This window comes from Polyangium sp. y55x31 (genome assembly GCF_029946505.1).
In the GTDB taxonomy this organism is placed as follows: Bacteria; Myxococcota_A; Polyangia; order Polyangiales; family Polyangiaceae; genus Polyangium.
Genome location: NZ_JARZHG010000036.1, coordinates 73,927 through 94,514, shown reverse-complemented (window position 1 = coordinate 94,514; position 20,588 = coordinate 73,927). Strand labels below are relative to the sequence as shown.

General features: G+C 69.2%; 16 protein-coding genes. 9 read left to right on the top strand and 7 right to left on the bottom strand.

All coding sequences use genetic code 11. The features are described 5' to 3' along the window. Positions 1-42: 42 nt before the first annotated feature. Positions 43-1,464: a bifunctional UDP-N-acetylglucosamine diphosphorylase/glucosamine-1-phosphate N-acetyltransferase GlmU gene (gene glmU / locus QHF84_RS39715; protein WP_281318775.1), complete on the top strand. Its 1,422-nt coding sequence runs from the start codon at positions 43-45 to the stop codon at positions 1,462-1,464. A 3-nt stretch (positions 1,465-1,467) separates the two neighbouring features. Here glmU and ribA read toward each other — a convergent pair whose 3' ends face one another. Beyond that, complete coding sequence (gene ribA, locus QHF84_RS39710) at positions 1,468-2,148, bottom strand: GTP cyclohydrolase II (protein ID WP_281318774.1); 681 nt, start codon at positions 2,146-2,148, stop codon at positions 1,468-1,470. A gap of 245 nt (positions 2,149-2,393) precedes the next feature. Here ribA and QHF84_RS39705 point away from each other — a divergent pair, with 245 nt between their 5' ends. Together QHF84_RS39705 and QHF84_RS39700 are read left to right on the top strand one after the other, a co-directional pair. After that, complete coding sequence (locus QHF84_RS39705) at positions 2,394-3,632, top strand: MFS transporter (RefSeq protein ID WP_281318773.1); 1,239 nt, start codon at positions 2,394-2,396, stop codon at positions 3,630-3,632. Next, positions 3,629-4,882 (top strand): SLC13 family permease, encoded by a 1,254-nt coding sequence (locus tag QHF84_RS39700; RefSeq protein ID WP_281318772.1) that lies wholly within the window; start codon positions 3,629-3,631, stop codon positions 4,880-4,882. The genes QHF84_RS39705 and QHF84_RS39700 overlap by 4 nt, the downstream gene beginning before the upstream one ends. On the opposite strand, the gene QHF84_RS39695 is transcribed toward QHF84_RS39700, so the two are convergent. The 5 genes from QHF84_RS39695 to QHF84_RS39675 form a co-directional block, all read right to left on the bottom strand. Continuing rightward, the gene (locus QHF84_RS39695) at positions 4,879-7,305 is read right to left on the bottom strand and encodes a metallophosphoesterase (protein WP_281318771.1); all 2,427 of its coding nucleotides are present in this window, start codon (positions 7,303-7,305) and stop codon (positions 4,879-4,881) included. The two genes, QHF84_RS39700 and QHF84_RS39695, sit on opposite strands and share 4 nt — an antisense overlap. Before the next feature lie 723 nt (positions 7,306-8,028). Next, positions 8,029-11,130 carry an efflux RND transporter permease subunit gene (locus tag QHF84_RS39690; protein ID WP_281318770.1) on the bottom strand — a complete coding sequence of 1,034 codons (3,102 nt, stop codon included), beginning with the start codon at positions 11,128-11,130 and terminating at the stop codon, positions 8,029-8,031. Further along, positions 11,127-12,362, bottom strand: a complete 1,236-nt coding sequence (locus QHF84_RS39685; RefSeq protein WP_281318769.1) for an efflux RND transporter periplasmic adaptor subunit — start codon at positions 12,360-12,362, stop codon at positions 11,127-11,129. The genes QHF84_RS39690 and QHF84_RS39685 overlap by 4 nt, the downstream gene beginning before the upstream one ends. Before the next feature lie 2 nt (positions 12,363-12,364). Next, complete coding sequence (locus tag QHF84_RS39680) at positions 12,365-14,068, bottom strand: alpha/beta fold hydrolase (protein ID WP_281318768.1); 1,704 nt, start codon at positions 14,066-14,068, stop codon at positions 12,365-12,367. A 74-nt stretch (positions 14,069-14,142) separates the two neighbouring features. After that, entirely contained in the window at positions 14,143-15,018 is an 876-nt protein-coding gene (locus QHF84_RS39675) for a hypothetical protein (RefSeq protein ID WP_281318767.1), read from the bottom strand. A gap of 656 nt (positions 15,019-15,674) precedes the next feature. Between QHF84_RS39675 and QHF84_RS39670 the strand changes: the two genes are divergently transcribed. The 3 genes from QHF84_RS39670 to QHF84_RS39660 are packed head-to-tail and all read left to right on the top strand — an operon-like array spanning position 15,675 to position 17,669. Beyond that, positions 15,675-16,178: a hypothetical protein gene (locus QHF84_RS39670; protein WP_281318766.1), complete on the top strand. Its 504-nt coding sequence runs from the start codon at positions 15,675-15,677 to the stop codon at positions 16,176-16,178. Positions 16,179-16,224: 46 nt separating this feature from the next. Then, complete coding sequence (locus QHF84_RS39665) at positions 16,225-16,857, top strand: sigma-70 family RNA polymerase sigma factor (RefSeq protein ID WP_281318765.1); 633 nt, start codon at positions 16,225-16,227, stop codon at positions 16,855-16,857. Continuing rightward, positions 16,854-17,669 (top strand): hypothetical protein, encoded by an 816-nt coding sequence (locus tag QHF84_RS39660; protein WP_281318764.1) that lies wholly within the window; start codon positions 16,854-16,856, stop codon positions 17,667-17,669. The genes QHF84_RS39665 and QHF84_RS39660 overlap by 4 nt, the downstream gene beginning before the upstream one ends. 7 nt (positions 17,670-17,676) lie before the next feature. Here QHF84_RS39660 and QHF84_RS39655 read toward each other — a convergent pair whose 3' ends face one another. After that, on the bottom strand, positions 17,677-17,799 hold the full coding sequence (locus QHF84_RS39655) for a hypothetical protein (protein ID WP_281318763.1): 123 nt from the start codon (positions 17,797-17,799) through the stop codon (positions 17,677-17,679). Here QHF84_RS39655 and QHF84_RS39650 point away from each other — a divergent pair. The 3 genes from QHF84_RS39650 (at position 17,798) to QHF84_RS39640 (ending at position 20,588) form a co-directional block, all read left to right on the top strand. Further along, positions 17,798-19,279: a MopE-related protein gene (locus tag QHF84_RS39650; RefSeq protein ID WP_281318762.1), complete on the top strand. Its 1,482-nt coding sequence runs from the start codon at positions 17,798-17,800 to the stop codon at positions 19,277-19,279. The genes QHF84_RS39655 and QHF84_RS39650 overlap by 2 nt on opposite strands. Before the next feature lie 92 nt (positions 19,280-19,371). Next, the gene (locus QHF84_RS39645) at positions 19,372-19,614 is read left to right on the top strand and encodes a hypothetical protein (protein ID WP_281318761.1); all 243 of its coding nucleotides are present in this window, start codon (positions 19,372-19,374) and stop codon (positions 19,612-19,614) included. 311 nt (positions 19,615-19,925) lie between these two features. Further along, a complete protein-coding gene (locus QHF84_RS39640) occupies positions 19,926-20,588 on the top strand; it encodes a hypothetical protein (RefSeq protein WP_281318760.1) in 663 nt (220 codons plus the stop codon).

Sequence of the window (20,588 nt, the reverse complement as noted above, 5' to 3'; positions counted from 1 at the left end):
ATCGCTGGGGGGTCTCGGGCGGCCGTGCTAGTTTCGGCGCCGATGACGAACCACGCCTCCCCTTCCCTCACCGCCATCGTCCTCGCCGCCGGGCAAGGCACGCGCATGAAGAGCACGAAGCCCAAGGTGCTCCACCCGCTCTGCGGCCGGCCGATGGTCGACTACGCCATCGAAGCCGCGCTCGCCGCAGGGTGCGGGGACGTCGTGGTCGTCGTGGGGTATGGCCGGGACGAGCTCGCCGCGCATCTCACGAAGGCGTTCGGCGATCGCGTGCGGACGGCGGTGCAGGAAGCCCAGCGCGGGACCGGGGACGCGGTGCGATCGGCCCTGCCGGCGCTGGATCCCTCGGCCGAGCGCGTGCTCGTGCTCTGCGGGGATACGCCGCTGCTCGATCCGGCCGAGCTCGTGCGGCTCGCGGGCTCGATCGAGGGCGGCGCGCCGCTCGCGATGCTGACGGCGATGACCGAGGATCCGACGGGGTACGGGCGCGTGCTGCGCGACGCCGAGGGAAAGATTTTCGCCGTGCGGGAGCATCGGGACGCGACGGAAGAGGAAAGGCGCGTGCGCGAGGTCAATACGGGCGTGTACGTGGCGCGGGCGGGCTTTTTGCGAGAATCGGTGGCGGGGCTTTTGCCGAACAATGCGCAGGGCGAACTTTATTTGACGGACATCGTGGCCGTCGGGGCGAACGCGGGCGGCGTCGCCTCCGTGCGGGCCGAGAGCGCGGCCGCGCTCGTGGGCGTGAACGATCGGGCGCAGCTCGCCGCGGCGGAGGACATTCTCTACGGGCGCATCGCGGACCGGATCCGGCGCGCGGGCGCGACGGTGCGGGCGACGGCGCGCATCGACGCGACGGTGGTCGTCGAGCCGGACGCGGTGATCGAGCATTACGTGGTGCTGCGCGGAAAAACCCGCATCGGCGCGAATGCGAAGATCGACGTGGGCTCGGTGCTGACGGACGTGGAGGTCGCGCCGTCGGCCGTGGTAAAACCGTATTCGATCGCGAATGATTCGACGATCGGCGAGAATGCGCAGATCGGACCGTTCTCGCACCTGCGCCCGGAGAGCCGCATCGAGGCCGAGGCGCACATCGGCAATTTCGTCGAGACGAAGAAGACCGTGGTCCGCCGCGGGGCCAAGGCCAATCACCTCGCGTATCTCGGCGACGGCGACATCGGCGAAGGCGCGAACATCGGCGCCGGGACCATTTTCTGCAATTACGACGGGTTCAAGAAGCACCGCACCGAGATCGGCGCGGGCGCGTTCGTCGGCAGCGATTCGCAGATCGTCGCGCCGGTGCGCATCGGCGTGGGCGCGTACGTGGCCACGGGCACGACGGTCACGCGCGACGTGCCCGACGACGCGCTCGCCATCGCCCGCGTGAAGCAGGAGAACAAAGAGGGCTACGCCTCGAGGCTCAAGGCGCGGCTCAAGGCGACCTCGGCCAAAAAGCCCGGCGGATGAGCGTCACTCGGCGTCGATGTTCTCGGCGGGGGCGAGCAGCGCCGCATCGAGCGGCGGCAGCGAGTGCCCCATCCGCACCCGCTTCGCCTCCAGGTAGCCCTGGCTGAACGGGTTCGTCTCGACAATCGAGGGCTCGCGCGCCTCGACCCGCGTGCCGAGCTGCCTGAGCGCCTGCACCTTGAGCGGATTGTTCGTCATGAGCTGGATCGAGGCCACGCCGAGGTGCTCCAGCATCGCCGCGGCCGGCGCGTAATCCCGCGCGTCGTCGGGCAGCCCGAGCAGCCGATTCGCGTCCACGGTGTCGTGCCCCCGCGCCTGCAGGTCGTACGCCCGGATCTTGTTCGAGAGGCCGATGCCCCGGCCCTCCTGGCGCAGGTACACGACGACGCCCTGCCCCCGCCGCGCGATCTCGGCCTGCGCTGCCTCGAGCTGGCCGCGGCAATCGCATTTCAAGGAGCCGAAGACCTCGCTCGTCAGGCACTCCGAGTGCACCCGGACGAGGACGGAGGACCGCCCCCGCACGTCGCCCATCACCAGCGCCACATGATCCGGGGAGAGCCCGCTCTCGGCGGTCTGCTCTCCGTACCGGAACACGATCATCTCGAACAATCCCGTCTGCGTCGGCACCGGGGCCTTCGCCAGAATCTCGAGTCGAGGCCGTATCACCGTGTCGGGGACGTACATCTCGCACTCCTCTGCGTTTACGTGGACGTGTATAGCATCCCCCAGCAGCTCCCAGGACCTCGGGATCTCCGGGGGACGACTTACGTAGCGTAAGGCCAAGGGTGTGACAAGGTCGGGGGCGCCCGTACGCCCTTGCAAAGGGTCCAGAAGGACAAACCCGAAGAGCCGCTCGCTCGGTTGCTTTTTCATACACCGAGCCGTCACGCTCCGCTTTCGAGCACACTCCCGACGCTGCAAACCAACCCGTGACCACCGCGCCCCCTCTCCGTCAGGAAGAAGCCCCGAAGAAGCTGCCCGCCACGGTGGTCGCACTCGGCTGGGTGTCACTGCTGACGGACGCGGCGTCGGACATGATTTACCCGCTCGTGCCCGAGCTTTTGCGCCAGATCGGCGGAGGGCCACTCTGGCTCGGGTGGTTCGAGGGGGTCGCCGAGCTCGTGGCGACGTCGATGAAGGTCGTGTCGGGCAGGCTCTCGGACGAGCCTCGACGGCGTAAACCCCTCATCGCCCTCGGCTACGGCCTCGCCGCGCTGACGCGGCCACTCTTCGCGGTCGTGAGCGCACCGCTGCACGCGGTGCTGATCCGCGCGATCGATCGGGTCGGAAAGGGCATGCGAGGGCCGCCGCGCGACGCGATGGTGGCGGGCGCGGTGCCGGAGGGGCAGCGCGGGCACGCGTTCGGCTTCCACCGGATGATGGACAACTTCGGCGGCGTGCTCGGGCCGATCCTCGCGTTCTTGCTGCTCTGGGGCCTGCACCTGCCGCTGCGAACGGTCTTCGCGCTCGCGGTCGTGCCGGGGCTCGCAGCGGTGCTGGTGGTGCTCCTGTTCGTGCGGGATCCAGCGCTCGACGCGGCCACGCCGCGCGAGGACGAGGGGCCGACGAAGCAGGCCGCGGCGAACGCCGGACCGACGAAGATCCCGGCCGAGGCGTGGCGATACCTCGCGGCGCTGTTCGTGTTTTCGCTGGCGTGCTCGGGAGATCTCTTTCTCCTGCGGCGCATGTCCGACCTCGGCCTCTCGCCGGCGTTCGTGCCGATCGTGTGGATCTCGCTCCAGTTCGGCAAAGGGCTGCTCAACGTGCCCGGGGGACGCGCCTCCGATCGGTACGGGCGAAAGCGCGTGCTCGCGCTGTCGTGGGTGCTCTACGGGATCACGTACGTCGGGTTCGGATTCGCGACGTCGTGGATCGGGGCCTGGGTCTGGCTCGGGCTCTACGCGGCGCACTACGGCCTCGCCGAAGGCGGACAACGCGCGTTGCTCGCCGAGCTCGTGCCGGCGTCGATCCGCGGCCGTGCGTTCGGCTACCAGCTCGCGATCGAGGGAGCCGCGGTGCTGCTCGCGAACGTCCTCTTCGGGCTCGCCTATGAGCGCGCCTCCGCGCCCGTCGCGTTCGCCGCCGCGGGCGCGGTCGCGCTCGTGGGAGCTTTGCTGCTCTTGCTCCTCGTGAAAGCCTCGCCGAAGAACACGAAAGCATCCGCATGACGCACCTACCCACGCTCGTCGTGTTCGTCGCGACCTACGCGCTCATCGCCTTCCGGCGCCTGTCGCTGCTCCCGATCGGAAGGCCCGCGGGCGCGCTCGCAGGCGCGTGCCTGATGGTCGTGCTCGCCGCGATCGAGCCGCGCTGGGGCATCGACGCGAAGGCCGCGTTCGCCGCGGTCGAACCAAACACGATCGGGCTCCTGCTCGGGATGATGTTGCTCTCGGCCGCGCTCGCGGAGGCCGGGTTTTTCGAGATGGCGGCGTCGTTCCTGCTCGATCGGAAGCCCTCGCCGGTGGGCCTCCTGTACGGCACGACGATCGCCTCGGGCCTGCTCTCGGCCGTGCTGGTGAACGATCCGGTCTGCGTGCTCTTCGCGCCCGTGGTGGACGCGACGGCGCGGAAGGCGGGCCTGCCGCGCGTGCCGTACCTGCTCGCGCTGGCGATGGGGGCGAACGCGGGCAGCGCGATGACGCTCGCAGGAAACCCGCAAAACATGCTCGTCGCGCATCTATCGGGTCTGTCGTACCGGAGTTACCTGATGCGCGGAGGGCCGGCCGGGTTCCTCGCGCTGCTCGTGACGGCGGCGACGCTGCACTTGCTCTTCCGGAAGAAACTCCGACCCACGGGGGCAACGTCGATCGACGCGGACGCACCCGTCAAACCTCAATCTTCGAGTGAGCTCAAGCTCGCGCTCGTCGTGATCCTCGGCGTCTCGATCGCCTTCCTCGCCGGCGCGAACCTCGCCTTCGCCGCGCTCACGGGCGCGGCGGCGTTGCTCGTCCTTCGGAGGCGTGATCCAGGGTCGCTCTTCTCCGGCGTCACGTGGACCGTGCTCGTCTTCTTCGGCGCGCTCTTCATCGTGGCCGCCGCGTTCCAGCGCACGGGGCTCGTCGACGAGGCCCTCGCCGCGGCGCGGCCGTTCATCCCGGAAGGTCGCGGCGCCGCCATGGCCGCGCTCTCCGCGATGTTCACGCTCGGCTGTCAGATCGTGAGCAACGTGCCCTTCATCCTGCTCGCCGAGCCGATGATCCGCACGCTGCCCGATCCCACGCTCGCCTGGACCGTGACGGCGATCGCCACGACGCTCGCCGGAAACCTCACGCTGCTCGGCTCCGTCGCGAACATCATCGTCGTCGAGGCCGCGCACGCCGAAGACGAGATCGGGTTCGTCACGTACCTCCGCGCCGGTTTGCCCGTGACGATCGTCTCGATGGTCGTGGCGATCGGATACTTGTTGCTCGTGGGTTAATCGGTCGCCGACGAGAGCAGCGCGTTCAGCACGTGGCGCGCGTAGCGACCCTCGCTCTCGCTGAGCCCGTGGTTCGGATCGGTCACGCACGTCCAGAACACGGCGTTGATGACGGTCTGGAGCATGAGGCGGAGCTTCGTGGCCTCGGGATCCATCGTCTCGGTGCAGATCGCGCGGGCGAGGTGGCCGAGCGCGCGCTCGACCTGCGTGTTCTCCTCCTCGCTCGCGAGACATACGACGCCGAGCGACGACTCCTCCTCCGGCGCGAGCCGGAGCGGGAAGCACAGGATCCAGCGGTAGTGCCGCGCGAAGAGGCGGTGATGATCCGGGCTCGGCTGGTAGATGATGCTCGTCGTCGCGTGCGCGTCGCGATGCCAGGCCGCCGCGATGTTGAAGCGGAAGGCGTGGCCCGCGACGCCGCTGCCGCAGGTGAAGCGCGCGGCCCAGGACTGCGGCCAGAACTGGCCGAACGCCGGGCAGAGCACGCGCAAGTTCGCGTCCCAGATCATGCCCATCCACGACCCGCGCTCCGAGAGCAGTCCGCTCCGCACGATCGGCGCCGTCTGCACGCCCCACGGCGAGGACGTGGCGATCTTGTAGATCGAGTTGCCAACGGCCTCCGTGAGCTTCGCCGAGAGCGAGATGTTCGACATCGGCTTGCCGCAGCAGCGCTCGAGCAGCGCGCGCGCGGTCCACTTCGCGGCCTCGGGATATTCCTTGCCGGCGCCTCCGGGGCGATACGCGAGCGAGTACCGGTAGCCCACGATCGGCCCCGGGATCTTGAGCTCCACGTGCGTCTTGCCCACGATGAAGTGCGAGCGGCACCGCTCCTGCTCGAACTCCACCGGCTCCCAGCGCTCCTCGCCGAACTGCTCGTAGCAGCGCTCGACCATGGGATACGCGTCCTCGATCGTCGCGCCCGAGCTCTCCGCGAACACGAGCGCGAGCGTGAGGTGGTCCGATTCGAAGCGGACCACGTGCGAGCGGACGTCGTAGCCGTCGATCAAGTTGGGGTACCAACGGTCGCGTTTTTCCAGCAGGTTCAGCTCGGCCTGCGTGAGCGCGACGGCGTTCGAGAGGTGGTAGCTCCACGTGAGGTACCGCTCGGTCTTGTCGGCGCCTTGCAACATGAAGCGCACGCGCCCCCCGCCGAGCGGCTCTTCCTTCACCTCGCGGCGGCCGCGCCACGTGGTCGCGCGCGGCTCGGCCTGGACGTTGTTGTAGGGCGGTTCGAGCACGGCGATCGGCGTCTCGATGGGCGCCACGAAGTCACGCAGCTCCACCTCGACGAGCGCGATGCCGTCGTCCCCGACGCTCCAGATCCGCGTGTGCTCGCGGGCCTTCACGAAGCGCTCGGCCTGCGCGACGGGCTCCCAGTTCACCTCGAAGTACTTGCGCTTCGGTTCGAGCGCGTACTCGCCGGCCTCGCCATCGCGCTCGTACACCTCGACGCTGACCGTGCTCGGGCTGAGCCGCACGACCGAGAACTGGTTGCCCACGGCGCCGGGACGCTCGTGCGCGGCCGAGCCGAGAGATCCCGTGGAGATGATGACGAAGCGGCTCTTGAAGAGCTCGACGAGCTTCGAGCTCTCCTGGTGCGTGTGGCCGTGGAAGCCGATGCGGAAGCCCGCGGCGTAGAGGGTGCCGACGTCCTGCAGCGTAAGGTAGTCGGGGCGCCCGCGTTCGCTGGTGAAGCCATGATGCCAAACGGCGACGCGCAGCGTGTCGCGATCCAGGCCGTTCGCGAAGTCGCGCGCGGCGGAGACGGCGCGCGTGGAGATGGCGGCGCCGGTCCAGTACTTGTCGTTCCGGTGGCAGGAGTTGAAGCCGAAAAACGCGACCTTCTCCTGGGGGAAGACGTGGGCCGACCAGTGCTCGCGTTCGTTCGGGTCGAGAAGATCGAAGGCGCGGCCGCGACCATCCAAGGACTCGCCGTAAAATCGGTCGAAGAAACGCTGGACGTTCGCGAAGCGCTTGTTGTACTCCGCGCCCGCCCGCAGCTTGACGAGGTCGAGGTGACCGTAGCGGCCCACGTCGATGCGCAGATCCGAGAGGTCCGGCGAGCGCTTGAGCCGCTGCATCTCCTGCTCGAGGAGGTCGAAGTCGTGCGCGGTGCGCAGCGAGGTCACGCGCACGGGCTCGCCGATGTCGGCGCCCCAGTCGACGTCGTGGTTGCCCGGAACGAACACGACACGCGCGCGCTCGCGGTTCACGACGAGCGGCAGGACGCGGTGCTCGGCGAATTCGAGCAGCTCGTCGTACTCCGCGGCGCTCCCGCGCTGCGTGAGATCACCGCTGACGACGACGAAGTCGAAGGGGGCCGGGTGCAGCGTCCCCAGCGCTTGCGCCGGGTGCATCCACACGTCGTCGAGCGTTTGCCCGGGCTCCGTGACGTGAAGATCCGACAGGTGAAGGATGTACATTCGGTCCCAGCGCTACGTCGACGCGCGGACCGCTTCGGAAGTTCTAGCGGCCGCTCGCAGTCCGTCGCCTCGAAGTCGACGGGTTGGAGGATGGCACGGACTCGCGTTGTGTGTTCGGCCCGAAAGAGCCCGACAAGAGCTCCTTCGTGTAGCGGATGGCCTGCATGGCCACCGCTCGGTCGATGACGAAGGGTTCACGAACGAGGACCACTGCATCCTGAAACGCCGCTTCGCGAGGGGCAACAGCGACGGCCGGGGCGTGAGGTCGGTTCTTGGCGCTCATCGTTCATCTCCCGAAAGCCGATTTTTCAGATTTTCCAGGGAACCTTGCCCCGGAGGCAAGAGAAGAAGGTTGCCGGTGGGTGTTGAGGGGCGAGGCGCGAAGGGAGCGCCGCGTTTGCCCCGGCGCCGAGTGTGCACGGCGCGATCGTCCCTCGGATCGCGGCAGCGTGACTCCCTCGGGCCCCAGCAGTCGGCATGCGCCAATCCTACACGATGTGCAGAAGAAGCAAGCCCGGCGCGTAGCGGTTTGTGCACGTTCGTGTCGCCCGAGGCGAACCCCCCACCGTCCAGGCTGCGGAATGGTCTTTGCAGCATGAAGTCCTCGCGGCGCACCTAAAGCCGAGCCTCCCAAACGGCAACAGCCTCGATCCAATTTTCTGCCGGGACGGGAGGGCGCAAGCACGAGTTGGTCGGTGGAGTCTCCACCCGAGACTCGTCGCGTCAAGCGTGAGGCGGAGGCGGGACCGGCTCGGCGAGCGGCGGCGAGGACGCGCGACGGAAGCGCGCGAGGCGCGCCGCGATGCGGTCGGCGACGACGTAAAACGCCGGCACCACGAGGAGGCTCAGGCCCGTGGAGATCACGAGGCCGCCGATGACCGCGATCGCCATGGGCGCGCGCACCTCGCTGCCTTCGCCGAGCGCGAGCGCCGAGGGGACCGCCGCCATCAGGGTCGCGATGGATGTCATCAGGATGGGCCGGAGACGAACCGGGCCCGCTTCGAGCATCGCATCGAAGGCGTTCTTGCCGTGGTTTCGGAGCTCGGTCGCGTAATCGACCAGGATGATCGAGTTTTTCTTCACGATCCCCATCAAGAGGACGATCCCGATCATGCTGAAGATGTTGAGCGTCTGCTTCATGAGGAGCAGCGCGAACGCGGCGCCCGCGACGGAGAGCGGGAGGATCGTCAGCACGGTGACCGGGTGCAGGAACGAGTTGAACTGCGACGCGAGCACCATGTACGCGACGATGATCCCGAGGATCAGCGCGAAGACGAGGCCGCCCATGGATTCGCGGAACGCGACCGACGCGCCGCCGAGCACCACGTGGTAGCCGGTCGGTACGTCCTTGCCGAGCTTCTCCACGAGCGCGAGGGCCTCGCTCTGCGACTTGCCCGGCGCGACGTTGCCGAAGAGCGTGATCGCGCGTTCGCGATCGCGGCGCGTGATCGCCTGGAGCGCAGGCTGCTCCTCGTACTTCACGAGCGTCGAGAGCGGCACGAGCTCGCCGGTCTTCGCGCGGATCTTGAGCCGCGAGAGATCCTCGGGCCGCGAGCGCTGATCGGCGAGCAGGCGCATGCGCACGTCGACGCGCCTGCCGCCCGCGCTGTACTTGCCGACACGCGTGCCGCCGACGAGCGCGTTCAGGGTCGTCGCGATCTCCTCGACGGAGATGCCGAGATCCGCGGCGCGCGCGCGATCGGGCACGATCCGTAGCTCGGGCATGCCGAGCTGGTAGTCGGAGTCGAGGTCGACGACGAGGCCCGCCGCCTGCAGCTCCGCCTTGATGCGCTCGCTGTGCGAGACGAGCTCACCCCACTCGGGACCGCGGATCGAGAACTCGACGGGGAAGCCACGCGACGCGGTGAAGCCCGACTGCGAGAGGTCCTGCACGATGGCGCGTACGCCCGGTATGGAGTTGAGCTCCTTGCGCAGGACGGCGGCGAACTCGTTCTGCGTCGCCTTGCGCTCGCTCCGGGGCTTGAGCGTCACGAAGATCATGCCGCTGTTCACGGCGCCGGTGCCGAAGCCGCCGACGACCACGAGCGTGCGCGCCACCTCGGGCGCGTTGTTCACGATGGTCTCGGCCTTCGTGACGATCTTGTCGGTCTCGCGGATGTCGGAGCCGACGGCGGTCGTGAGCCGGACCATGAGGCGGCTCTGATCCTGCGAAGGGACGAACTCGCCGGGCAGCGCCTGGAACGCGAAGACCGCGCCCACGAAGAGGCCCACGGATGCGACGAGCACGAGCGAGGGGAACTTGAGGCCCCGCGCGAGGAGCCATCCGTAGCCGGCGGAGAGTTTGTCGAAGGCGTGATCGACGAAGATGCCGATCTTGCTGCGGCCCTCGCGCGAGGTCGTGAGGAGCTGCGCGCAGCGCGCGGGCGCGAGCGTGATGGCCTCGACGTACGAGAGGGCCACGGCGATGCAGAGCGTCACGCCGAACTGGAGGAAGAAGCGCCCCATCACGCCTTCCATGAAGATGACGGGGATGAAGATCGCGATGACGGCGACCGTGGCGGCGAGCGCGGCGAAGGTGATCTCGGCCGTGCCCTCGCGCGCGGCCCGCACGCGATCTTTGCCCTGCTCGGCGTGCCGGAAGATGTTCTCGAGCACCATGATCGCGTCGTCGACGACGATGCCGACGGCGAGCGAGAGGCCGAGCAACGTGAAGGTGTTCAGCGTGAAGCCGAGGAAGTAGATCGCCGCGATCGTCCCGAGCAGGCTCATCGGGATCGCCAGGATCACGTTGAGCGTGCTGGAGAGGGAGCCGAGGAAGAGCCAGCAGACGAGGGCCGTGAGCGCGACCGCGAGGATGAGTTCGAGCTCGATCTCGTGGACGGACTGCTCGATGAAGCGCGTCGAGTCGAAGTTGATCTGGAGCTCCATGCCCTCGGGCAAGGTCTTCCGGATCTCGTCGAGCATGCCCTTCACGCCGTTCGCCACCGCGACCGCGTTCGAGCCGCGTTGCTTCTTGATGCCCATGCCCTGCGCGGGCTGGCCGTTCACGCGCGACATGCGCCGCACGTCCTCGAAGCCGTCCTCGATGATCGCGACGTCCTCGATGTACGTCGGGACGCCCGCCTGCTCGCGCACGACGATGCGGCGAAGCGTGTCGAGGTCGAGCGCCTCACCGAGGACACGCACGTTGACCTCGCGGCCCGTGGTCTCCAGGCGCCCCGCCGGCAGCTCCACGTGCTCGCGACGCAAGGCCGCGATCACGTCCGTGACGGTGAGCGATTTGGCCGCGAGTTTGTCGGCGTCGAACCAGACGCGCACGTTGCGCTCGAGGTAGCCGCCCAGCATGACCTCGCCGATCCCCGGCACGGTCTGGAGCTTCTCCTTGACGCGGTAACGCGCGTAGTCGGCGAGGGTCTGGGGCGAGAACGGCCCCGACAAACCCACCCACATGATGGGCTGGTCCTCGGGGTTCGACTTGGAGATGACGGGCGGGTCGATGTCACGCGGCAGGCGCGACTGGGCCTGCGAGACCTTGGCCTGCACGTCCTGGAGCGCGGCGTCGACGTTGCGCGAAAGATCGAGCTCGATCGTGATCGAGGCGCCGCCCTGGCGTGAGGAGGAGGTGAGGGATTTGACGCCCTCGACCTGGACGACGGCCTCCTCGATCTGCTCGACGATGTCGTGCTCGACGGCCTCGGGCGCGGCGCCTTCCCAGGTGACGTTGACGTTGATGGTCGGGAAGTCGACGTCGGGGAACTGGCTGATGCCGATGCGGGTCGCGGCGACGATGCCGAAGACGATCGTCGCGAGCATCATCATCCACGCAAGGACGGGCTTGCGCAGGCACGCTTCGGTCAGGCTCATGGCGCGCTCCCTCCCTTCGAAGGCGCGCCGACGCCTTCGGAAGGCGCGCTCGTGGTCGCCGGAGGCTGAGCCGCGCTGGATGCCCCGGGCGGTCCTTTGCCGGGCCCTTGCCCCGGCGGCGCGACGCGCACCGTGGTGCCGTCACGCAGAGGTTCGGCGCCACGCACGACGAGCATCTCGCCGGGGTTCAAGCCCTTGCGTACCTCGACGCGTCCATCGGCCGTGCGCATGCCGAGCGTGAGCACGCGTTCGTGCGCGACGTTGTTCTCCACGACGAACGCGAGAAATCCCTTTTCGCTCGGACGAATCGCGGTCTGCGGGATGACGGGCGCGTTCTCGGTCGCGCCGACGCGCACCGTGACGTCGGCGAACGCGCCGGGCCGGAGCGTGTCTTTTTTCTCGTCGGCGACCTCCGCGACGATCGGGACCATCCGCGTCGCAGGATCCGCGGCGTCCGCGACGAGCGTGATCTTCGCGGTGAAGTCGTGCTCGATGCCCGTGACCCTGAACGAGACGTTCATGCCGGCCGAGAGGCGCGGCGCGTCGGCCTCGGGGACGGGGAAACGAAGCAGGAGCGGATCGCGGCGAAGGACGGTGCCGAGCACCGTGCCTGGCTGGACGAACTGGCCGGTCTGGACCGTACGCGTCTGCATCTTGCCCTCGATGGGCGCTCGCACGTACGCGTCGCGCAGGTTCAGGTTCGCCTCGTCGAGCGCGGCGCGGGCCTCGGCGACCTGCGCGGCTCCGGTGCGCGCGCGCGTCCGCCAGCCGTCGATGTCTTCCTTCGAGAAGACACCCGCGCCGTCGGCGCCCGCGTTTTCCCGCCGTTCGAGGTTTTGCTTGGCCTCCGCCGCGGACGCTTGCGCGCGCTCGAGCGTGGCCTTGGCGCTGCGGACGGCGAGGTTGAAGCGCGCCGGGTCGATCTCGACCAGGACCTGGCCCTTCTTGACGACGTCACCCTCGGCGAACCGCACGTGCTCGATCACGCCGGAGACACGCGCCGTGACCTGCACGCGCTCGTACGCGTCGACGGTGCCGACCGCGGTGACGGTGTACTCGACGCGCTCGCCGGGGACGGGCGCGATCTCGACGGGGAACGCCATCTTCCCCTTGCCGCCCGCGGGCGGGCCGCCCTCCTCCTTCTTCGAGCAGCCGAAGAGCACGATCGCGAGGAGCGCGATGACGAACGAGAGCCAGACCGAGAGCCTTCGGGGTGTTGCGAGGACAGGCATGATCAAGGGGCCGATGGAGCGAGGACCACGCCGCCTGCGGGGCTGTTCGTGGTCATCCACGAGGTGAGCGAGTCGTACCATTTCGTCACGTCGCCCTGACCGTCATCGGTGCCGGACAGGGGATCGATGTGGGTCAGATCGATGATGTCGAGCACGACGAACGCGTCGGGATCCGTGCGAGGTTTGCCCTCGAGGGGCCGGCCCGGTCCGATGGGAACGTTCTGAACGAGAGCCCGCAGCGGGTCGAGCGCGGCGGTGTCACCGACGAGGCCCGCGACGGCCGCGAAGATCGGGAGGTCCATGGAAGCGCCGTGAATCGCGCGCATTCCGTGGGTCGCGCGGGGCCAGTCGGTCTCTTTCAGGACGAGCGTGGCCGCGGCCTGGGCGTCGAGCGAGAGGCGCGCCGGGAAGTACCACTCGGCGAAATCGAGCGAGGGTCCGTCGAACCAGGAGCGCGAAATGTCGTCCAGGGAGGTGTGCTCGCGAGGGTTCGTGGCGTCGTACTCCACCCAATCGTACGTGGCCGTAGGATCGGAGGGCTGGACGAGCTTGGTGCCGAAGAGGCTGTCGTACTCGGAGAGCGCGCCGCCCTTGCTCCCGCCGCAGGAGACGGCCGCGAAGGAGACGCCGTTCGAGGCATCGTCCATGGCGAACCCCATGGCCGCGCGGTTCGTCATGCGCGGGACCTTCGTGAGCGAGAGGAGCGTGAGGAAGGCGTTATCCCGGTACGGATCCTCGATGATCGCGGTCGGCGACCAGAGCGCGCGCATGCCGGCGATCGCGGCGACGGGGTAGACCTTGAGGCCGAGCAAGGGGAGCGCGACGAACCGCGTGGTCTTGCGGATCGTTTCGAGGCCCGGCGTGAGGTAGTTGTCGGCGCCCTGGGACGAACCTTTCAGGTAGTCTTCCTCGGTGATCGCCGGGGCCTCGGCGCCCTCTTTCCGCGCGACGCCGTCGACGAGGACGAGGCCCGCGAGCTCGCCGTAGCCGGGTTTGCCGTCGAAATCCCAGGCCGCGTACTCCTCGACGATCGTGGCGCCGAGCGAGTGGCCGACGAGGAAGACACGCGCCTTGCGGTCCTCGGGCGCGACCATCTCGATGACACGGCGAAGGTCGCCGATCGTGGTGTCGAGCCCCCACTCGGAGGCGTAGTCGACCGCGGCCTGATCGACGAAGCCCGGGAACGTCTTGCCCTCGGTGGCCTCGTCCTCGAAGTAGTAACGCTTCGCGATCTCGGGGTCCTTGCGGAACTCGGCGACGTCGAGGCCGTGGTGGTCTTCGAGGAGGTTACTGCGGCGATCGATGGCCCAGGCCTCGAAGGCCTCGCCGTCCTTGGATCTGCGGACGATCGCGCGCGCCATCGCATCGTAGCTGTTCGCGCCGCCGAGGAAGCCGGGCATGAGGACGGCGACCGCGCGAGCAGGCGCCGGCGGATCGGCGTCGACGCGGTAACGAACGACGCGGACGGCGTTGTATTCGGCAGGCGTCTCGCCGCCGGTCACGGGGTTCGGCGGCGGCGTGACGCCCGGGACGAGGAAGACGTCGCGACGAATGCGCACCGCGCCCTCCTCGACGACGGCCGAGCTCGGAGGCGGCGCGTAAGGCGCAGGCGGAACGGGGACTTCGGCGGGATCGGAGCAAGCAACGAGGAGGGCGGCGGCGCTCGCGAGGGCGAGCACCGAGGAACGCATGCGGCTCGAGGGCATGCGCGGCATCATGAAGGAAGGCGGGGGCCCTCGGGAGGGTTTCGCCCGGTTTCCGACGCCGATGGATCGCGGGATCAGGGCCGCGTCGTCCGGGCCTCGGCAAACGCGAGGACCTCGGCGATCGAAGCCTCGTCGCCCTCGGCCGCGAGCGCGGCTTGCAGCGCGGCCTTGGTGTCGGGCGCGGCCGTGAGGTCGACGGCGATGCGCAAACGCCGCAGACTCTCGGTGTCCTGCGAGGCCGCGAGCGCGACGAACGCGGCGGTACGATCGACGGTCGGCGCGCTCGGGCTCTCGGCGACGCGGAGCAGCTCGTCCGCGGGGACGGGTGAGGTGCGGATGCCCTCGTGAGCGCCCGAGCCGATCGCCCGAAGCGCGCGCGCCCAGGCATCGTAGGGCCTGCCGCCGCGGCCGAGGGCCTCGGGCGCGGGGGCGGGACGGCGCGCGCTCGCGGCCTCGATGGCGGCGCGGATCAAGCTGAGGAGCGCGTCACGCTCGGCCCAGCGCTCTTTGAAGACGCTGGTCGCGAAATCGACGGCCTCGCCCGAGCGGAGGGCGATGTTGATGCCGGGGTTGCGGAAGTAAAACCCGTCGGAGGTCTCGACGTAGGCGATGTCGCGGTAGGGGATGAAGCGCGCGCGGACCCAGACGAGCAGGAGCCCATCCTCGCCGACGATGAGCTTGCGCGGAAAAAGGACGATGACGAGGACCGCGAGGACGAGCGCGGCCCAGAGCGTGACGCCCCAGGGCCCCTTGCGCATGAACCCGGACGCGAGGAGGGCGACGCCGACGCCGAGGAGGAGGCCGAGCCAGGGGAGGAACGGCGAAGGCAAGGAAAAGACGGGGCGCTCGTCGGGCGTACGGCCGAGATCCCGGAGCAGGACTTCGCGGGAGGGCAGGCCCGCGGGGGGAGGACGCGCGGGGCGCGTGCTGCTCGTTTTCGGCCGGCTCATCCGCGGGGCATGATGACATAAGTGACCCCATGCTTCGGGCCCGGGCCCCTTCCCTGATCGTCGCCGTCCTCGCGTCGCTCGGCCTCGCCGCCGATGCGCACGCGTCGAGCGGGGTCCGCTTGCGTTGGTCCGCGCCGGAGGGGTGTCCCACGGCCGAGGCGATCTCGGCCGAGGTGGATCGATTGCTCGGAGGGCGCGGCTCGCCGGAGGCGCCGCTCGACGTGACGGCCGAGGTGAAACGCGACGCGGGGCGGTATCGGGTTCGTCTGGAGACACGGAGCGACGAGGGACCGCGAGTGCGCGAGGTCGACGCCGCCTCGTGCGCCGCCCTCGGCGAGGCCGCGGCCCTGATCATCGCCATGATGATCGAGCCGGACGTCCTCGCCGAGCCCCCGCCGGAGTCCCCCCCACGACCCGAACCGAAACGCGTTGAACCTCCGAAGGTCGCCCCTACGACCCAAACCTCAATCGATTCCACCCCCGAGCCCTCCCCCCCCCGGCCGGAACCTCAACGCGTTGCACCTCCGACCGTCCCCCCCACGACCCGAACCTCAATCGATTCCACCCCCAAGCCCTCCCCCCCACGACCCGAACCTCAACGCGTTGCACCTTCGACGGTCCCTCCGTCAGCGCCCCAACAACCGCCGCCTCCGCCGATGGCCCTCTTCGTGCGTGCCCTCGCCGACGTCGGCTCCTTCCCCGCGCCGACCCTCGGCTTCGGCGCCGCGCTCTCCCTCTTCGTCGGCCGCTACCGCCTCGAAGCGGGCATCTCCTACCTCCCGACCCGCGCCTTCGCCTTCCCCACCCTCGACACCGCCACCGGCAACATCGACCTCACCCTCGCCCACGTCGGCGCCTGCGCCGCCTTCCTCCAGCGACGCCCCTTCGAGCTCGGCCCCTGCGTCTCCTTCGAGGCCGGCCGCATCCAGAGCGCGAGCGCCGGCATCTCTTCCCCAGGCCAGGGCGCCGCCGCCTGGCTCGCCTTCTCCGCCGGGGGACGTTTCGCCTGGACGTTCGCGCGCCCTGTCTCCCTCGTCGTCGGCGTCGGCGCCGGCGTCCCCGTCGTCCACCCGGAGCTCGCCGTCTCGGGCCTCGGCGCCGTCCACCGTGCCTCGCCGGTCATCGGACGGGCCGAGCTCGGCTTCGAGGTCCGGTTCTGAGATTTTTGATCACGGAACCTCACGGCGCCGGCCACCAAGGACCAGCTTGCCTCCTTCCGCTTCCTTCCATGCCACCCTCCCCTCGCCGCTCGCCCCCGAGCCCACGGCAGCGGCGCGCTCGGGTGGCGGTGAGGCGGTGGCCGTGCCGCCGTTCGAAGTCGTCTACGAAGAGCATTTCGACCTCGTCTTCCGCAACGTCCGCCGCCTCGGCGTCCCCGACGCGCTCGTCGACGACGCCGTCCAGGAGGTCTTCCTCGTCGTCTATCGCCGCCTCGGCCAGTTCGAGGGGCGCTCCTCGTTGAAGACGTGGATCTGCTCCATCGTCACCCGCGTCGCGAGTGATCACCGGCGCGCGCTCCGGCGAAAGAGCCCGCATGCCTGCGGGAAGGCCGAGGCCGTCGACGTCGATTCGGTGCCCGACGAGCGCGCGGAGGGCCCGCACGAGCACACCGTGCGGCTCGAAGGCGCGCGCCTTTTGCACAAGCTGCTCGACGAGCTCGAATTCGAAAAACGCACCGTGCTCGTGCTCGCCGAGCTCGAGCAGATGACCGCGCCCGAGATTGCCGACGCGCTCGGGGAAAACGTGAACACCGTTTATGCGCGCCTGCGGGCCGCGCGGCGCGATTTCGAGCAAGCGGTCGCCCGGGAGCGGGCCCGCGATACGTGGAGGCTCCGATGAGCGAGCTCGGCCCCGAAGCGCGGGCGATCCTTCTTGCAGGGCGCGACGGAGACGATCCCTCGCCCGCCGACCGCGCCCGCCTGCGCCGCGCGCTCTCGGCCGCCATTGCCGCAGGTGGAGCCGCTTCGGTCGGGGGAGAGCGTATCGCCGACGCCGCCACGACAAAACTCGGCGAGGCCGCCTCGGCCACGAAGATCGCGTCCGCTGCCAAGACCGGCGCGGTGTTTTCCCTCGGCGGCCTGGCGTGGAAAGGAATGGTCGCCCTCCTCGTGGGCGGCGCCGCCTCCGCCGTGGCGATTCTCGGGCCCACGGCGACGCACCTGGAGACGCCCCCTGCGGCCACGCATCTCGAAGCGCCGGCTCAAAAAGGAAAAACCCCGCCCGCGCCGACGCGCGCCGAGGCGGAGCCCACGGTCATACCGATCGACGACCCGCCGCCTCCCCCGGCGCCCGAGCTTCCGCATGCACCGACGGTGAATGCTGCGCCCAAGCGGACGGCGCCGACCGTCGCCACGAACGAGCCTTCCCCCGAGCCCACGGACCCGCTGCTCGCCGAGACGCGGCGCCTTCGCGCCGTGCACGGCGCCATGAAGGACGGCGATCCGGAGCAAGCCCTGCGCTTGCTCGACGAGAATTCGGCGAGCGCGGAGGGCCAATCGCTGCGCGCGGAGCGAACCGCGGCGCGCGTGCTCGCGCTCTGCAAGCTCGGCCGCGTCGACGAAGCCCGCGCCGAGGCCGCCCGATTCCTTTCGGAGAGCCCCGGCTCGCCGCTCGCCGATCGTGTCCGGAAAGCCTGCCCCACGAGCCCTTAACATTTCTTCACGGATCGGCGGGCGGCCGGCCACGAAGGTAGACGAAGACATTGGTAGCCGCGCCGCGCGTCCATTGCGTGGACGAACGGCCGCGCGCGCCCTCCACCCACGAGAGAGACGACCACGCCATGAAAAACCTTCGCGCTTCCTTCCTCAAGGCCCTGCTCCCCCTCGGCGCCCTCTTCGCGATCACGCCGTTCGCCGGGTGTATCGATCACGTCATCATCGGCGGCAACGAGGCGTGCGTCGTCGCCTCCGATTGCGCGGCCGGCCAGTTCTGCGTGAACGGCCTTTGCGTCTTGCAGAACGACGGCCCCCAGCCCGAGGTCTGCAATGGCGTCGACGACGATCTCGACGGCAAGATCGACGCGACCGCGAACGGACCCGTCATCTGCCCCGACGGGAGCGTCTGTCAGAACGGCACGTGCGGCGGCATGACGCAATGTGGCCCCATGACGCCGTGCCCGCCGAACAGTTATTGCGACGCGAACGGCATGTGCCAGCTCGTGTGCGACTACTGTCCGGCCGGCATGGTCTGCGATCAATTCGGGATGTGCATCCCCGGCCCCCTCTGCGAGGCTGGGCCCGAGATCTGCGACGGTATCGACAACGATTGCAACGGCATCATCGACAACCCCACCGGCGCGCTCCTCTGCCCGAACGGCGGCGCCTGCGTGGCCGGCGCGTGCGTGGTCGTGCAATGCATGACCGACGCCGAGTGCCCCGCCGGCCAGCTCTGCAACCCGATGCTCGGCGTCTGCCTCCCGGGCGGCTGCGTCCCGGCGCCCGAGGCCTGCAACGGCCTCGACGACGATTGCAACGGCATCCCCGACAACAACGCGTTCTGCGCCGACGGCACCCCCTGCGTCAACGGCCAGTGCGGCGGCATGTGCACGCCCACGCCCGAGCTCTGCGACGGCTACGACAACGATTGCGACGGCCAGATCGACGAGGTCACGCCCGGCGCGATCCTCTGCCCGATGGGCGGCACGTGCGTCAACGGCATGTGCTCGTTCCAGGGCTGCATGACCGACGCCGAGTGCCCCGCCGGCTACGTCTGTGATCCGGCGATCGCGGCGTGCGTCAATCCGAACGGCTGCATCCCACAGCCGGAGGCCTGCAACGGCGTCGACGACGATTGCAACGGCTCGGTCGACGAGAACACGATTTGCGCCGACGGCACCGCCTGCATCAACGGCCAGTGCGGCGGCATGTGCATGCCCCAGCCCGAGTTCTGCAATGGCCTCGACGACGATTGCGACGGTCAGATCGACGACGTCACGCCCGGTGGGCTGCTCCTCTGCCCGAACGGCGGCACCTGCATCATGGGCTCGTGCGTCGCACAGCCTTGCCAGATCAACGCCGACTGCCCGCTCGGCCAGATCTGCACGCCGAACGGCGTCTGCTCGCCGGGCGGCTGCGTGCCGAGCAACGAGAAGTGCGACGGGATCGACAACGACTGCGACGGCGTGGTCGACGACGTCACCCCGGGCTCGTTGATCTGCCCCGCGCCCCAGCTCTGCCTGAACGGCAACTGCACGATCAAGCAATGCGCGAGCAACGCCGATTGCCCGGCGGCCACGACCTGCGTGAACGGCCTCTGCAAGTGAAGCCCCGCCGCGCCCGCCGGGAATGACGAGCCCGGCGGGCGTTATGCCCCTGGCACGTGTGCTGCTACGTCCGGCACTCGAAAGGAGTGCGCATGGCCACACAGACGCAGCAAAAGCAAACGGGTGCCTCGAACATCGAATACGACATCGTCGCGGAGATGCACGAGCTGCTTCAGGGGAACTCGGCGCTGGAGCAATACATACAGGATGCGCGCCAGGCCGGGGATCAAGAGGCCGAGCGCTGTTTCCAGCAGATCCACGACCAGAACAAGCAAAACGTCACGACGCTCCGCACGCTCCTCGCGAAGCACATCCAGGCCACCAAGGCCTCCTGATCCGGGTCGCCGGATCCGGAGACCGCGCCGGTCGTCCGTCCCATGGCAGTTTTCGCACGGCCCCGTGACGAACACGCGAGCGGACGCGACGACCGGGCGGCCCGTGACATCGGCGTGCCGAAGGTCGGCCCGCCCACCGCTCGCCTCCGTACACCGGGGGGCCCGGACGCACCTTGCGACCGGTGAAGAATTTTTTTTCGTCACATCTGCGCGCAGCGGGAACTCTCTCGTTGATGGCTGGGGCGGTGAGGCTGGGGGGCCGTTCGTCCCGGCCCGGGACCCTTCGTTCGTTCTTCCGAGGAGAGTACGCCATGATCAGTGGGCACATCGGCGCAGGTCAGTACATTCTTTTCCAGCGCGATCCGCGCATTCCGAGCGCGCCGCTGCTCGAGGTCGGGCGCCTCGTGGTCACCGAGCTCGACGGGGATACCCGCTACGAGCACTGGTTCCTGTACACGAGCGCGCCCTTCGGTTCCGGTTACGCCGCGTACGTCCGCCCGAGCAGCTCGTTCCTGGGCACGCCCGTGGGCCTGTCGTTCCGGGGCACGGGCGCGGCGCCGGCCGACTTCAGCGTGAATGATTACCTCGCCCGGCTGACGATCTCGACGGGCTGCGGCATCGAGTACATCGAGGCGCGTTGCGACCGGCTCGCCTCGAACAACACCGGGAGCATCTCCGCCGCGATGCCGAGCCTGCCGCAGCAGGTCGACCTCGGCATCTACGACATCACCCAGGGCAACCGGCGCGTCGGCGTGCTCGTCGTGACGCCCATCGCCAGCGGCACCCTGGAGACGTGGCACCTGTTCGATCGCGTCGCGACGGCCACGCTGAGCGCCAACGAAGCGCCGTACAGCGCCCCCGACACAGGCCTCGGCGGGGCGTACGCGCTGACCTACCTCGGCGCCGTGAGCACGCCGGATCTCTCGGGCCGCGCCGTCGTGACGGTGAACGCGCTCTGCGCCGTGGCCGCGTGA

What these genes read in the sequence shown, in the direction of transcription:
- glmU (WP_281318775.1), top strand. Translation starts at nt 43, where the DNA reads ATGACGAACCACGCCTCCCCTTCCCTCACCGCCATCGTCCTCGCCGCC.
- ribA (WP_281318774.1), bottom strand. Translation starts at nt 2,148, where the DNA reads ATGTACGTCCCCGACACGGTGATACGGCCTCGACTCGAGATTCTGGCG.
- QHF84_RS39700 (WP_281318772.1), top strand. Translation starts at nt 3,629, where the DNA reads ATGACGCACCTACCCACGCTCGTCGTGTTCGTCGCGACCTACGCGCTC.
- QHF84_RS39695 (WP_281318771.1), bottom strand. Translation starts at nt 7,305, where the DNA reads ATGTACATCCTTCACCTGTCGGATCTTCACGTCACGGAGCCCGGGCAA.
- QHF84_RS39690 (WP_281318770.1), bottom strand. Translation starts at nt 11,130, where the DNA reads ATGAGCCTGACCGAAGCGTGCCTGCGCAAGCCCGTCCTTGCGTGGATG.
- QHF84_RS39685 (WP_281318769.1), bottom strand. Translation starts at nt 12,362, where the DNA reads ATGCCTGTCCTCGCAACACCCCGAAGGCTCTCGGTCTGGCTCTCGTTC.
- QHF84_RS39680 (WP_281318768.1), bottom strand. Translation starts at nt 14,068, where the DNA reads ATGCCCTCGAGCCGCATGCGTTCCTCGGTGCTCGCCCTCGCGAGCGCC.
- QHF84_RS39675 (WP_281318767.1), bottom strand. Translation starts at nt 15,018, where the DNA reads ATGAGCCGGCCGAAAACGAGCAGCACGCGCCCCGCGCGTCCTCCCCCC.
- QHF84_RS39670 (WP_281318766.1), top strand. Translation starts at nt 15,675, where the DNA reads ATGGCCCTCTTCGTGCGTGCCCTCGCCGACGTCGGCTCCTTCCCCGCG.
- QHF84_RS39660 (WP_281318764.1), top strand. Translation starts at nt 16,854, where the DNA reads ATGAGCGAGCTCGGCCCCGAAGCGCGGGCGATCCTTCTTGCAGGGCGC.
- QHF84_RS39650 (WP_281318762.1), top strand. Translation starts at nt 17,798, where the DNA reads ATGAAAAACCTTCGCGCTTCCTTCCTCAAGGCCCTGCTCCCCCTCGGC.
- QHF84_RS39655 (WP_281318763.1), bottom strand. Translation starts at nt 17,799, where the DNA reads ATGGCGTGGTCGTCTCTCTCGTGGGTGGAGGGCGCGCGCGGCCGTTCG.
- QHF84_RS39645 (WP_281318761.1), top strand. Translation starts at nt 19,372, where the DNA reads ATGGCCACACAGACGCAGCAAAAGCAAACGGGTGCCTCGAACATCGAA.
- QHF84_RS39640 (WP_281318760.1), top strand. Translation starts at nt 19,926, where the DNA reads ATGATCAGTGGGCACATCGGCGCAGGTCAGTACATTCTTTTCCAGCGC.